Genomic DNA, 14,295 nt, shown 5'->3' with positions numbered 1-14,295 from the left:
CTAGATCAGAAAAAAGTTCGGAACCAACACTAGAAACTTTTGATCGGTGGGAATTAATATGACCGCCACCCTCTAAACACGACAGCACCCTTCACCGGGTATCGGCGGCCCGGCAATACCTCTTCCGGGAGTGAGCCATGCCAAGAATACGGGCCGCCTTAGCTGCCCTCATTACGGCTGCCGCCTTACTGGTGGCACCGCTTTCCGCTCCTGCCGCGGCGGCCCCGCCGCCCACGAGTTCGTTCGAGAAGGTCAAGCTCGACGGCGGGCTGTCGATGGGGGAGCCGATCGAGCTATCGGTGCTTCCCGATGGCAAGGTCCTCTACATCAACCGGGGCACCAGCTCTGGCGGTGGCCAGGTGCGGCTCTACAACCCGGCGACGGCAAGCACGACGGTCGCGCTCACCCTCTCGCTTGACGCGCGGTTCGAAGACGGGCTGATCGGCATCACCCTGCATCCGCAGTTCTCTTCCAACCGGTGGGTCTATCTGTTCTACTCACCGGCGGTCACGCCGCTGGTCAACCGGATCTCCCGGTTCACGTTCAATCCCACCACCAACGTGCTGGATCCAGCCAGTGAGGACATGATTATCGAGTGGCCCACGGAACGGCGCTTGTGTTGCCACTCAGCGGGTTCGATGACGTGGGACAGCAACAACAATCTGTACTTCGCGGTCGGCGACAACACCAACTCCGGCGGGGACTCGGCGGGCATGGCACCGATCGACGAACGCACGTCACGCGACGCGCAATATGACGCGCAGCGAACCTCAGGCAACACCAACGATTTGCGCGGAAAGATCAACCGTATTCACCCGGAGAGCAACGGGACGTACACCATCCCGGCGGGAAACCTTTTCCCCCAAGGAACTTCCGGCACGAAGCCGGAAATCTACATCATGGGGGTACGCAATCCTTACCGCGTGTGGGTCGACAAGCTTTCTGGCAACACGTTGTACTGGGGTGAGGTGGGCCCTGACGCCGGAGCGACGATCCCCAACCGGGGCCCGGCCGCCTACGACGAATACAACCGGGCGACCGGTCCCGGCAACTACGGCTGGCCTTACTGTGGCGGACCGAATGTCGCTTACAACGACTGGGATTTCGCAGCCAACGCCCCCCGCGGATGGTTCCCCTGTGGCGGCATCAGCGGGCCGGTCAACAATTCGCCGCGCAACACTGGGCTGCAGCAGTTGCCGCCCACCAAAGGCGCGCTGGTGTGGGAACAGCACGGCGGCAGTGTCGACTGGCCCGCTTTGGATCAGCCAGGCGGCTGTGGCTCACCGAATCACGCCGAGGTATACCACTACAACCCGAACCTGGTCTCCGACGTCAAGTGGCCCGCCTACTACGACAACAAGCTTCTGATCACTGAATACTGTCGCAGCTGGATCAAGGAAGTTCAGTTCAGCAACGGCAACCCGGCCACCGGTAACCCGACCATCATCGAGCCAACGCTGGCGGGCATGACGTTCGTGCACCCGATCGACATGGAGTTCGGGCCGGACGGTTCGCTTTACATGCTCGAATACGGCAACGGTTACTTCTCCGGTGACGTGGCCGCCGGGCTGTACAAAATCAACTACGTGGCGGGCGGACGTTCCCCCATCGCGGTCGCCTCAGTGAACCGTGACAACGGCCTCGCGCCGCTCGCGGTCACGTTCTCCAGCGCGGGAAGCTCCGATCCCGACGGTGATCCGCTGACCTACGCGTGGGACTTCGACAACAACGGCACCACCGATTCCACCGCCGCGAACCCGTCATATACCTACACCACCAACGGTGACAAACGGGCACGGCTCACGGTCAACGATGGCACCGGGCGCAGCGGCACGACCCTGATCCCGATTGTCGTGGGCAACAACCGTCCCGTGGTTGGCCTCAACGGTCTGCCTAATGGCGGCTTGTTCTCCTGGAACGACAACCTCACCTCCAGCGCGAGCGCGACCGATGCGCAGCAAGGAAATATCCCGTGTGCCAACGTCGTGATTCGGGCGGCGCTGGGGCATCAGGAACACGCGCATGAAGAGGGACAGGGCACGGGCTGTGGCTTCACGGTCAACACCGGGCCGGTGCACGCGGGCCCGGATTCGGTGCTGTTCTTCGTGTTGCGGGCGAGCTACACCGACATTGGTCCCGTCCCACTCACCGGGGAGAAGGACATTACGTTGTGGCCCAAGCAGTGGCAGGCGGAACACTATGTCACGCTGAACGGCCCGGCAGTGGTGAACCAGGCGGCCGCTGAAGGTGGCAAGAGGCTCGGCGACATCCAAAATGGAGAGTCGGTGCGCCATCACGCGGTCAGTTTGAAGGGCATTACCGGAATCAGCGCGCGGGTGTCCTCGGCCAACGCGGGCGGGACTATCTCGTTGCGGTTCGACTCGCCAACCGGGCCCGAAGTCGCACGGATCACCGTGCCGGGAACCGGTGGCTGGGACAACTATCAAACGGTCACCGCGCCGGTGACCAAGCCCGACGACAACACCCACGACCTGTATCTCGTGTTCAACGGCAGCGGAACCGGTGCCCTGTTCGACATCGACAGTTACACGTTCACCGGCGCCGGAGTGGGCGTTGCGCCCAGTGGCGGTTCCGATGTAGCGCAAGGCAAGCCGGTCACCGCCTCGTCGACCGAGGCAGGCGCTAACGTCGCGGCCAACGCCGTTGACGGCAACGCCGCCACGCGCTGGTCGAGTCTTTACGCCGATCCACAGTGGATCACCGTTGACCTCGGCGGGTCGTACAACATCAGCCGTGTGCGGCTGAACTGGGAGGTGGCCTTCGGACGGGCATACCAGGTGCAACTCTCGCCGGACAACGCGACCTGGACCAACCTGTTCGCTACCACCAGTTCCGATGGCGGCGTCGATGATCTGACGGTCACCGGAACGGGCCGTTATGTGCGCGTCTACGGCACACAGCGCGCCACGCAGTGGGGCTATTCGCTGTGGGACTTCAACGTTTACGGCACACCGGCTTCCGGCCCGGCGCTGCTGTCGCGCGGAAGACCGGTCGCGGCGTCGTCCACAGAAGCCGGTGCCAACGTCGCCGCCAACGTCGTTGACGGCAACGCCGCCACCCGCTGGTCGAGTCTTTACGCCGATCCGCAGTGGATTTCGGTCGACCTCGGCTCGGTCAAGAACGTCAGCCGGGTCGTGCTCAACTGGGAAACCGCCTACGGCAGCGCCTATCAGATCCAGGTTTCCAACGACAACAACACCTGGGCGAACGTGTACTCCACAACCACCGGCAATGGCGGCACCGACGACCTCGCGGTAAGCGCGACGGGCCGTTACGTGCGCGTGCATGGCACACAGCGCGCCACGCAGTGGGGCTATTCGCTCTGGGAATTCGACGTCTACGGCTCATGAGGAGCATTGATGCGTAAGAGACTGCTAGCTCTTGCGGCAGCGGCGACACTGACCGCCGGGATATTCACCGTCCCGTCGGTAGTGCAGGCCGCGCCGCTGACGAAGGTGCTCGTGTTTTCGAAGACGGCCGGGTTCCGCCACTCCTCGATCCCGCACGGCATCACCGCGATCCAGGCCCTCGGCGCCGCCAACGGCTTCACCGTCACCGCGACCGAGGACGCCGCTCAGTTCACCACCGCTAATCTCACGCAATACCAAGCCGTGATCTGGCTGTCGACCACGGGCGATGTGCTTAACGCCAGTCAGCAGACGGCTTTCGAGTCCTATATCGCCTCGGGCGGCGGTTACGTTGGTGTGCACGCCGCGGCGGACACCGAGTATGACTGGCCGTGGTATGGCGGCCTCGTGGGAGCCTATTTCCAGTCCCACCCGGCGATTCAGCAGGCGGTCATCAAAGTCGAGGACCGCTCGAACGTGTCCACGGCGCACCTGCCGCCCACGTGGACGCGCACCGACGAGTGGTACAACTACCGCACCAACGTGCGCGCCAACGCCAAAGTGCTTGCCAGTCTTGACGAGTCGTCCTATAGCGGCGGTTCGATGGGCGGCGATCACCCGATCACGTGGTGCCAGAGTTACGGTGGCGGACGCTCGTGGTACACGGGTCTCGGGCACACCGACGAAACGTATAGCGATGTCAGCTTCCGCCAGATGCTGCTCGGCGGGATTCAGGTCGCCGCTGGCGCGAAGCCGGCCGACTGCCGTCCCGAGACGGGCTACACCGCTTTGTTCGACGGCACGCAGGCCAGCCTGAACCAGTGGCGCATGGCCGGGCCTGGCGGGTTCACACTGGCCAACGGCACGCTCACCTCCTTTGGCGGGATGGGGCTTCTGTGGTACCCGGTAAGGACTTTCAGCAACTATTCGCTGAAGGTGGACTGGATGATGCCGGGCGACGACAACGGCGGCGTGTTCATTGGCTTCCCCGATCCCGGCAACGATCCGTGGCAGCCGGTCAACCTTGGGCACGAAATCCAGATCGACGCCACCGACGCCGACCCGAGCCGCACGACCGGCAGTGTTTACAGCTTCCAAGCGCCAAACACGGCCGCCCGCAACGCGGCGCTCAACCCGCCCGGCCAGTGGAACACCTACGAGATTGGCGTGCACGGCCAGCGGGTCGAGATCTGGCTCAACGGCGTCAAAGTCAACGACTACACCAGCGCCCGCAATATCTCCAACGGCTACATCGGGGTTCAAAACGACGGTGCCGGCATGGACATCAACTACCGCAACATCCGCGTCAAGACCGACGGTGCGCCACAGCCAGCCGATGTGGCACAAGGAAAACCGGCCACCGCGTCCAGCGTCGAGTCTGGCAGCGCTCATGTCGCGGCGAACGCGGTGGACGGCAACGCCACCACGCGGTGGGGCAGTGCCTACAGCGATCCACAGTGGATCACCGTGGACCTGGGCGGCTCATACAACCTCAACCGCGTGCGGCTGAACTGGGAGGCCGCGTTCGGCAGGGCGTACCAAATCCAGACCTCGCCGGATAACGTGGCCTGGACCACGGTTTACACCACGGCCACTTCCGACGGTGGTGTCGATGACGTCACGGTCACCGGGACGGGCCGTTACGTGCGTGTCTACGGCACACAGCGCGCGACGCAATGGGGCTATTCGCTGTGGGACTTCAACGTCTATGGCACCCCCGCCACAGGGCCAACCTTGTTGTCGCGCAACCGTCCAACCGCGACGTCCAGTGTGGAATCCGGTGGCGTGCTCGTGGGCGCCAATGCCGTTGACGGCAACACCGGCACGCGCTGGGGCAGCCTCTATGCCGATCCGCAGTGGATCTCTGTCGATCTGGGCTCCACACGGCAGATCAGCCGCGTGCGGGTGAACTGGGAGACAGCGTTCGGCCGGGCGTACCAGATCCAAACGTCACCCGATAACGCGAACTGGACCACGGTTTACACCACGGCCACTTCCGACGGTGGTGTCGATGACGTCACCGTTACCGGGACGGGGCGTTACGTGCGTGTCTATGGCACGCAACGCGCCACCCAGTGGGGCTACTCGATGTGGGAGCTAGATATCTACGGCTCGTAGCCCTACGGCGGGGCCAGCCTGCGCCACACCAGGCTGGCCCCGCTCCCTGCGCTCGCTTACGCGAAGCGGTAACCGCGGCGGTGACGCCAGGCCGCGTACTGAGGCGCGGCCGAGGCCCGCGCATAGGCCTCACGCAGACCCGCGATGATGCGGTCACCCAGCCCATGCAATGGCCCATCACGTCGCCACGCGAGCTGATAGCGCATCCAGCACGGATCGCCACGCAACGGCCGCACCGCGACAGTTTCCGTGCACGGCGTCGTCGCCTGAACGATGGCCACTGCCCGGCCGCTCGAGATCAGACTGTGCTGCAGCCGGTTGTCCACGACGCTATGGGTAATGCCCGGGGTGAAGCCCGCCGCCCGGCAGGCGTCCAGCATATGTTCCGGCCAGCCAGTCCCGTCCGAGGGCGGCACGATCCACGCCTCGCCAGACAAGTCCGCCAGCGTGACCTCTTCTTGGGCCGCCAGCCGGTGGCTTGCGGGCAGTCCCGCGAAGCCGGGCTCGGAAACCACCGGCCACACCTCGACATCTGGTCCCGGGCGCAGCTCATAGCCGGGATAGTCAGCCAGCAACGCGATATCCAGCCGTCCACTGGCGACCAGGTCTAGCAGCAGCCGAGTGGAATACTCCGAATGCAGGGACACGACGCAACCCTCGATAAGGTCTTCAAGCACCCCAAGCAATCCGACCATCAGCGGGCCCTCGATCACGCCCAGGCTGAGCCGGGCAGGGCGGCATGGCTCGGCCGCCACACCGGAAATTAGGTCGTCCACATTGGATAGAGCGCCGCGCACGCGGGCGAGCACGAACTCGCCATACGCGGTCAGGGCCACCCCGTGTGGTCCGCGAGCGAACACCGGGCTGCCCAGCGAGTCCTCGATGCGCCGCAGTTTCGTGCTCAGCGCGGGCTGCGAGATGCCCAGCGCCACCGCCGCCTTGGTGAGGCTGCGGTGCTCGGCGATAGTGCCCAGCACGCGCAGATGATGTAGCTCCAGCCGCATGCGGGCAGAGTAATGCCTGGCAGGCTGGGCCATAACCCCTTGACGTTATGGGGCTTTGGCAGTACCGCGCGACAGCCGGTATCGCGAGGCTGCGACCCATGTCCATCTATCACAAACTAGGCGCGATCGTTGCCGCGGCAGCGATCGTGGTCGCCGCGCAGGGGCAAACCGCGATCGCACAAGCAGGCCTAGCTGCTGAATGTGCGGTATTACAAGGAAACCATCACGGCAGCCACGAGTGGAGTTCGTGCCTGAGCGCCAAGGTGAAACTGCACGGACTGCCGCGCGTAGGGGAGGAGGCCGACCTCGAGGTGATCGTCGCCGCCTCGGCGGCCCGCGGTGACGTCGACATTCAGGTGGAGCTGCCCGCTCACCTGCGGTGGGTGCAGCCACCGGCTGGCCTGAGCCCCCGTGACTCACGTTCACACGCGCCAGAGGACCGGGCCGGGGTGAGCCGGATAGGCGTACACCGGGCCGTCAAAGCCAACGCACCGCTGGTGCTGCGCGGCCGGGTTCAGGCCGTTTCGGCCGGTCACGCACAGATCCGGGTTAGTGCGGCCAGTGGGGCGCCGGAAGTCGCCGCCGATAGCGTGTTCCTGACCATCGGTGGGGACCGGACAACGGCCGGTTTCGCGATCGCGGCCGACGACACGGCGGTGCCCATGACCGGAGCCGCGCCCACGCACGCGTATCCCCGGTTCCCGGTCAAGCCCGCTGGTAACTCGAACGTCGCGGGAAGTGCTTGCGCCACCGGGTCTTTCGGCTATGTGGACACCTCGGGCGTTAACCGCATCGCCGCCAACACCGGGGTGCAGGTGTGGGACGCTGACGCCGCGGGCGGTGACGACCTGCTCGTGTCCGGGGTCGCCGGCGCTAATGGTGCGTTTCAGCTGTGCTTCGCCGCGGCTGATGAAGAAGGCGGTGGCCAGGATGTCTACGTCAGCTTCAACACCGAGAACCCGCACTGGCTCATCCGTGACCCGGAAACCCGCGCACCTTTCCGGTTCCGCACCGAAACGCAAAGCAATGTCCAAGCCGGAGCGTCAGCCGCTTTTGGTTCGCGGATGCCCGGCAACACCATGCTGATGCGTGGCGTGCAAGCCTTCGACCAGATCGGTGCGGCCTGGAACTGGACGCCTGGCTCCTGCTGGGACGCCCGCGATGCCGTCTGCCGTAAGGGAATCGTGACCTGGGCGCCGGATTCCACCGACGGCACCTGGTATGACCTGGGCGAGAACTCGGTCTTCCTGCTGCCCGACGACCCGCGCTCGGCTGAGCTGGTCTTGCACGAGTTCGGGCACGCCATCATGGACGACATCTACGAAGACGCGTTCCCCTCCTCGCCAAAGTGCAGCCCGCACTACATCCCGCGCACCAGCTCACGCGGCTGCGCCTGGACCGAAGGCTTCGCGACGCTCTACGAAGTTATGGTGCTCGGCCAGCCGATCTTCCGCTGGGCTGACGGCCGCACCCTCAACGTGGAAGACCCCACGTGGGGCACGGCTGACTGGGACAACGGCGACCGTGTCGAAGGCCGCGTGCTCGGCGCGTTGCTAGACCTCTACGACACCACCAACGAAGGCCCACACGACCAGTGCACAGAAGATCCTCGTGGTCCTATTTGGACAACCTTCCTCAACCACAAATCAACAACCTTCAGCCAGTACTGGTCGGATCGTGCCGCTGACGGCTTCGACACCTCACGCACGAAGCTGGGCTGCCTGTACCAGAACACGATCGTCTACGGCGGCTTCCGGCCGTAGGCACGCACCACAGCATTTGCTTGGGCACCAGCACGCTGGTGCCCAAGCAAATGGCAAGGGTCTACTTGGGACGGCCGACGCGGTAGGTCACGTGGGTGACAAGGGAAGCGCCGCGTGACTCGATCTGCTCCAGCTCAACGTAAGGCACGCCATCGAAGAGACGTTCGCCAGCGCCGAAGATGACCGGGGTGATGTGCACACGCAGTTCGTCGAGGAGCCCGGCGCGCAGGAACTGATTGACGGTGCCTGCACCACCGGCGATGGCGACGTTGCGGTCGCCCGCGGCGGCACGCGCTTGCCGCAGCGCCGATTCGATGCCGTCGGTGACGAACGTGAACGTTGTGCCGCCCTCCATCACGAGTGTCTCGCGTGGATAGTGGGTGAGCACGAAAACTGGACCGTGATAAGGCGGTTCGTCGCCCCACCACCCTCGCCAGTCGCCGTGCCAGTCGCCCCGGATGGGACCAAACATGTTGCGCCCCATAATGAAGGCGCCAGCGTCAACGATGCGGTCGACTTCGGCCTTGTTTTCCTCGGCCGTTTCAAACATCCAGGCGTGCAACCGCTCTTCAGGAACGTCGCCGAACGGTCTTTCCAAAGTTTGATTCAGGCCCGCGGCATAGCCATCGGCCGAAACGGAGATGTCGCATACCACTTTCGTCATAGGCTTCACTTTGCCAAAAGTTTCAAGCCGATGCACAAGGGGTACGGGACGGCGCATGTCAAAGATCGCCCTGGAGCGTGCCACCGGTACGAGTGCCGACCGGGCCTTTGAGGTCTTCACTGGGGACTTCAAGGACTGGTGGCCAGCCGAATACACGTGGTCAGGCCCGGGCGCTCTGGCGGATATCGGGATCGAAGGTGGCGCGGGCGGGCTCTGCTATGAGATCGGCCCGCACGGGTTTCGGTGCGACTGGGGCCGTGTGCTCACCTGGGATCCGCCGCGCCGGCTCGTGTTCACGTGGCAGATTGGCCCGCAGCGTGAGCCAGTGCCGGACCCGTCGCGTGCCGGTGAGATCGAGGTGCGCTTCCGCGACGACCGGATCGAGTTTGAGCACAGGGACTTCGAAAAGTACGGGCCGGGTGGTGACGCGTATCGCAACGTGATGGAGTCACCGCGAGGCTGGCCGTCCATATTGGACAGCTTCGTCAGTTTGCTGAATCGGCAATGAAGCTTGCTGAGAGCGCCGAGTGCGCGTTAGAAGACTTATATGCAAGAAGAATTCAGCAGGGAGTACTGGGAAGAGCGCTACACCCACCACGGCCATGGACACGGCGCTCACCCCAATCCACACTTGATCGCCGAGGCAGGGGAACTGCCCCCGGGGCGTGCGCTTGACGCGGGCTGTGGCGAGGGCGCCGACGCTCTATGGCTGGCCGCCCGCGGCTGGCAGGTAACGGCGGTTGACATCGCCGAGGCTGCCCTGGAACGGGCCAGGCAGCACGAGGCGGCTGCCGGGCCCATGTCCGGGAAGGTTGAGTGGATGCAAGCGGATCTGACCGCCTGGGTTCCACCGGAGAATGCTTTCAGCCTGGTCATCGCGCACTACGTACACCCGGCTGATGCTGGAAACGCTGTGCGGCAACGGCTTGCGGCGGCGGTCGCACCTGGCGGCACCCTGCTCATCGTCAGCCATCACCCGCACGACGCGCACAGTTCAGCGCACACGAATTCGCCAGGCGTTCATGTCACTGAGGAGCGCATCGCTGACGGTCTCGACCCTGAGCTGTGGCACGTCACCGTCGCGGAGGCCAGAACCCGCCCGGCGCCGCATCCGGGCGGTCACGATTTTCATGACACGGTTCTGCGGGCGGAAAAGCGCCGGTGACTTAGAGTTCGCCGAGGAAGGCGATCACGCGTTCGGTGAGCAGCGCGGTCGCGTCAGCGTCGTAGGAGGAAAGGCTGCTGTCAGCGAACAGGTGCTGATCCCCCGGGTAAATGAATAGCTCGCCGTGCTTGGCTTCGCTGACGATCGCGCGTGCGGCGTCGAGGTCCTCGCCGGCGAAGTAGGGGTCGGCGTCCATGCCGTGGATCTGCACCGGCAGGTCACTGGGCCACGATGTGCCGAACTCGTCTGGTGGCACGGCACCGCAGAGCAGGAGTGCGCCGCGGGCACCGGGACGGGTTTGGGCGAGCTTTTGGGCCGGCATCACGCCCAGCGAGAAGCCAACGTAGACCAGGTTGTCAGCCAGCCGGTCCGCGCTCTGCACACCCTGGTCGAGCAGGCTGCCGAAGCCCACCTCACGCGCATAGGCCAGCCCGTCGTCGAGGCTGTGGAAGGTATGGCCGTTGTAGAGGTCGGGAGTGTGGACCTTGTGCCCGGCGTCGCGTAGCTCATCGGCGAACGCGAGGACCCCTTCTGTCAGGCCTTGAGCATGGTGGAACAGCAACACTTCTGCCATGGGAATCTCCTTGCTTGCCGTCATTACTCCAACACCTTAGAATAATCCAACAATGTCGAGCAATAGCAGAGTCCCAGATTACGACCTGCCTGACACGGTCGAGGTAGCGACGCCCGCGCAACTCAAGGCGATCGCTGATCCGTTGCGCAGCACCATTCTCGATTTGGTGCTTGAGCGCGCCGCGACTGTCGCCGAGCTGGCCGCCGCCGCGGGCCGGCCCAACAGCACTGTCGCGCATCACGTCAATGTCCTTCTCGACGCCGGGATGCTGCGCGTGGTGCGCACCCGGCGCGTGAGAGCGATAGAGGAGCGATATTACGGCCGCACCGGGCGCACGATCCGGGTCGCGGTCGTCAGACGCCCCGGAGACACGTCAACTCCGGTGTGCATCAACGGTTTGTCTGTCGCGGCAGCCGAGTCGGTGCCAGCGCACGAGGCGGACACGCTCTATACGACGCTTCGCCACGTGCGCATCCCGGCGTCAGCCGCGTCGCAGTTCTGGCGGCGCGTGGAGGCTCTGATGCGCGAATTCTCGGAACTGCCGCGCTCGGGCGACACGGTTTACGGCTTCGCGGCAGGTCTTTACCCGACCGACCACCCGAGTCTGCCCGATCCGCGTGATGAGGCGTGAGTCCTGTGCGTCCTTTTAGGACACAGGGCCCGGACATGTGCCCGGGCCCTGTCGCTATTTAGTGCTTTGGCTTGTGCGGGATGCGGGGGAGCACGTAAGGCGGGCCGGCGAACATCAGATCTGCTTTCACCACGTTGAAGGCGCGCTTGGGCTGATAGTTCTCGTCGTAAAGAGTGGCCAGTCCTTCCGGCGGGTTGCTGAACCAGTCCGGCACCCACGAGTGCTTGTCGGTCAGACCCCAGACGGTAAACGACAGGCAGTGCCGGCTAGCCAGGCAACCTTGCAGCAGGATGCTGTAGTTCGCCGCGGAGGCCTGAAGCCGTGGGTTGATCTCGTTGGAATCGCCTGCCACGACGCCGGGTGTCATCTGGCTGCGAACGTCCACTTCGGTATACGCGGTGGCGAGGCCCAGATTGGCGAAGGCATTGAGGGTGTCGGCGACCTGAATCGCGTCATAGTTGCCGTACTGCGTGCCGAGGTGACCCTGGCTGCCGACGCCGTCTATGGGCACGCCGTCGGCCCGTAGCTGCTTGGCCATGTTGTAGACGAACTGCACCTTGTCGTGCCCGTCGCGCGATCCGAACGACTCGAGGTTGTAGTCGTTGTAAAACAACAGCGCTTTCGGGTCAGCCGCGCGGGCCCAGCGGAACGCGTCAGCGATGATGCCCGGGCCGAGCTGATCGATCCACCAGCCGCGGTACCGAATGCCCTCGGGCGTGTCCCAAGGGTCGCTAGCGGTTTCGTTGACGACATCCCACTGCCAGATCTTGCCCTTGAAATGGGTGACGACGTTGGTGATGTGGTTGCGCAGCAGTTCGCGTAGCTCCGGTTTGCTGATGGTGCCATTGCTGACGCCCGCAGTGAGCCATTCCGGGAGCTGGTTGTGCCACATGAGCGCGTGGCCGCGTACCCGCTGATTGTTGGCTTGGGCGAAAGCGATCAGCTCGTCGGCCGGTCCCCAGTTGTAGGTGCCACGCGTCGGTTCGAGAAGTCCCCATTTCATCACGTTCTCGGGGGTGACCGTGTTGAACTGTGACGCGATGAGCTGTCGGTACTGCGGTTCGGCGGTGTTGGCCAGAGCGTCCATGTCCACGGCCATACCGATATAGAGCTTATGCCGGTCCGCGAGTGCCCGAAGGCTCTGATCCGCGGGACGGCCGTTCAGACCGGCAGAAGCTGGCACGACGTTGAACAGCCCAGCTGTCACCAGCACGGTGCCGAGGCCAAGCCATCGTTTCCATTTCATGAAGCTTCCCTTCTTTCGGTGCGGAATGAACTAGCCCTCGAGATAGGTGGCGTAGTCGAAGTCGGCGTGCACGCCGTCAGCGCCGAGATCCTGCACCCACAATCCGAGGAAGGCTCCGGTGAAACCCCAGGCCTCCGGCTCTCCGTCGACAATGCGGGCAGCATGCTCGTCGGACAGGATGGTGGCGTCGAGGTCGGCCGGAATCTGTTGCCAGCCAACGGCTGCTGTCCGGTAGGCGAAGCGCAGCCGCGGTCCCTCGAAACTGACCCGGATGCCCACGGCACCGGTCTGTCCAATGTCGACGGTGTACTCCGGGTGCGCTATCAGCCGGCCGCTAACGCAGCTGAGCAGTTCCAGCACCCTCCGGCCGTCGTCGGCGCGGGTGATGTAGGCGAAATGCCAGTTCGCGGTGTTGTAGTAGCCGGTGATCCCGGCCAGATGCCGGTGGCTGACCGGGTTGAACTCGACAAGCGTCTCCAGTGAGCAGTTGATGGCCCCGGCCCGGCGGGCGATGAGGCTCGGTGACTGGCGGCCGACGGGCGACTGTCCACCCCGGACGCGCAGGTGCGACGGGCGCGTGCGCAGGTCGACCCAGTCGGGTTCGGCCGGGCGGCGCAAGGTCGACCATGCGTGGCCGAGCTCGGGATCGTCAAAGTGATCGATGGCGGACTCGTGCGGCCACGGATGCAGTGGCAGCGTGGGCGCCGGCACTTCGATGGCGGGGAGGCCGCCGGCGATGGCAGGCCAGCCGTCCTGTGGCCAGTCAACGCGCTGGATAGCGGTCTCACGGCCGAGCACGCACCGGCCCAGTGGCGTGTAGGGACGGGCGACAAGGTGGGCCAGGTACCACTCGCCGTGCTGCGTTTCCACGAGGCTGCCGTGCCCGGCCTTTTGCAAGGGCAGGTCTGGCCGGCCAGCTGAGGTGAGCAGCGGGCCGTCGGGTGCCGCCTCGTAAGGTCCAAATAGGTTGCGGGAACGGGCCACGGTGACCTGGTGTTCCCAGCTCGTTCCGCCTTCTGCCGTGATCAGGTAGTACCAGCCGTCGCGCTGGTGCAGATGCGCGCCCTCGGTCATGCCAGCCGCGGTGCCCTCGAAGATGACAGTCGCCGCGCCGGTCAAGCGCCGTGCGCTGCGGTCGTAACGCTGGATTTCTATGCCACCAAAGCGATTGCGGCCGGGGCGCCAGTCGGCGCTCATCGCCAGCAGCCAGCTGGAGCCATCTTCGTCGTGAAAGAGCGAGGCGTCGAAACCATGGGCGTGCAGGGGCACCGGGTCAGACCAGGGGCCGGCGATGTCCGGCGCGGTGATGAGATAGTTCTGCGGGTCCCAGTAGCCGCTGGCGAAGCTCGCGACATCGCTATAGACGAGATGGAAAAGCCCATCAGCGTAGGTGAGATCCGGCGCCCAGATGCCGTTGGAGTCACCGCAGCCACGCAAGTCCAGAAGCCTGCGCTCGGTGATGATGCCGCCGATAGGCCGCCAGTGCACCAGATCGCGTGAGTGGTGCAGCCGCACCCCGGGATACCACTCGAAGGTCGAGGTCGCCAGGTAGTAGTCGCCGTCCACGCGAAGAATCGACGGATCGGGATGGAAGCCACGCAGGACGGGATTGCGGATCACCTGGGCAGCCGTCATCACGTCGGTGGTTTCGGTGAACATGGGCGCTCCTATCGATGCCTTCGTCTCCGAAAGTTTCCGGTAGACAAGTGCTAGTTATCGGAAGTTATGGCACACGATAACTGTTCGGCATACCGCGCAACAG

Annotated in this window: 11 protein-coding genes; 6 read left to right on the top strand and 5 right to left on the bottom strand. The window is 64.6% G+C overall.

Going from position 1 to position 14,295, the window contains the following annotated elements:
* The first annotated feature begins 137 nt into the window (after positions 1-137).
* Entirely contained in the window at positions 138-3,371 is a 3,234-nt protein-coding gene (locus A3E1_RS42220; protein WP_083929654.1) for a discoidin domain-containing protein, read from the top strand.
* Between the two features lie 9 nt (positions 3,372-3,380).
* Positions 3,381-5,486, top strand: a complete 2,106-nt coding sequence (locus A3E1_RS45730) for a ThuA domain-containing protein (RefSeq protein ID WP_020523840.1) — start codon at positions 3,381-3,383, stop codon at positions 5,484-5,486.
* Positions 5,487-5,542: 56 nt separating this feature from the next.
* Here A3E1_RS45730 and A3E1_RS0126625 read toward each other — a convergent pair whose 3' ends face one another.
* A complete protein-coding gene (locus tag A3E1_RS0126625) occupies positions 5,543-6,490 on the bottom strand; it encodes a LysR family transcriptional regulator (protein WP_020523839.1) in 948 nt (315 codons plus the stop codon).
* 98 nt (positions 6,491-6,588) lie between these two features.
* On the opposite strand from A3E1_RS0126625, the gene A3E1_RS0126620 reads away from it, so the two are divergent.
* On the top strand, positions 6,589-8,253 hold the full coding sequence (locus A3E1_RS0126620; RefSeq protein ID WP_020523838.1) for a transthyretin-like family protein: 1,665 nt from the start codon (positions 6,589-6,591) through the stop codon (positions 8,251-8,253).
* Between the two features lie 61 nt (positions 8,254-8,314).
* Here the strand turns inward: A3E1_RS0126620 and A3E1_RS0126615 are convergent, their stop codons facing one another.
* The gene (locus A3E1_RS0126615) at positions 8,315-8,917 is read right to left on the bottom strand and encodes a dihydrofolate reductase family protein (RefSeq protein WP_020523837.1); all 603 of its coding nucleotides are present in this window, start codon (positions 8,915-8,917) and stop codon (positions 8,315-8,317) included.
* Between the two features lie 55 nt (positions 8,918-8,972).
* Here A3E1_RS0126615 and A3E1_RS42210 point away from each other — a divergent pair, with 55 nt between their 5' ends.
* Together A3E1_RS42210 and A3E1_RS0126605 are read left to right on the top strand one after the other, a co-directional pair.
* Entirely contained in the window at positions 8,973-9,425 is a 453-nt protein-coding gene (locus A3E1_RS42210; RefSeq protein WP_020523836.1) for an SRPBCC family protein, read from the top strand.
* A 39-nt stretch (positions 9,426-9,464) separates the two neighbouring features.
* A complete protein-coding gene (locus tag A3E1_RS0126605) occupies positions 9,465-10,082 on the top strand; it encodes a class I SAM-dependent methyltransferase (RefSeq protein ID WP_020523835.1) in 618 nt (205 codons plus the stop codon).
* A gap of 1 nt (position 10,083) precedes the next feature.
* On the opposite strand, the gene A3E1_RS0126600 is transcribed toward A3E1_RS0126605, so the two are convergent.
* Positions 10,084-10,680, bottom strand: coding sequence for a dienelactone hydrolase family protein (locus A3E1_RS0126600; RefSeq protein ID WP_020523834.1), 597 nt, complete (start codon positions 10,678-10,680; stop codon positions 10,084-10,086).
* Between the two features lie 28 nt (positions 10,681-10,708).
* On the opposite strand from A3E1_RS0126600, the gene A3E1_RS0126595 reads away from it, so the two are divergent.
* Entirely contained in the window at positions 10,709-11,287 is a 579-nt protein-coding gene (locus A3E1_RS0126595) for a helix-turn-helix domain-containing protein (protein WP_020523833.1), read from the top strand.
* A gap of 58 nt (positions 11,288-11,345) precedes the next feature.
* Here the strand turns inward: A3E1_RS0126595 and A3E1_RS0126590 are convergent, their stop codons facing one another.
* On the bottom strand, positions 11,346-12,533 hold the full coding sequence (locus A3E1_RS0126590) for an endo-1,4-beta-xylanase (RefSeq protein ID WP_020523832.1): 1,188 nt from the start codon (positions 12,531-12,533) through the stop codon (positions 11,346-11,348).
* 30 nt (positions 12,534-12,563) lie between these two features.
* Complete coding sequence (locus tag A3E1_RS0126585) at positions 12,564-14,192, bottom strand: glycoside hydrolase family 43 protein (protein ID WP_020523831.1); 1,629 nt, start codon at positions 14,190-14,192, stop codon at positions 12,564-12,566.
* Positions 14,193-14,295: the final 103 nt, after the last annotated feature.

It is taken from the genome of Catelliglobosispora koreensis DSM 44566 (assembly GCF_000379685.1).
Taxonomy (GTDB): domain Bacteria; phylum Actinomycetota; class Actinomycetes; order Mycobacteriales; family Micromonosporaceae; genus Catelliglobosispora; species Catelliglobosispora koreensis.
This window is presented reverse-complemented; position numbering and strand designations above follow the sequence as displayed.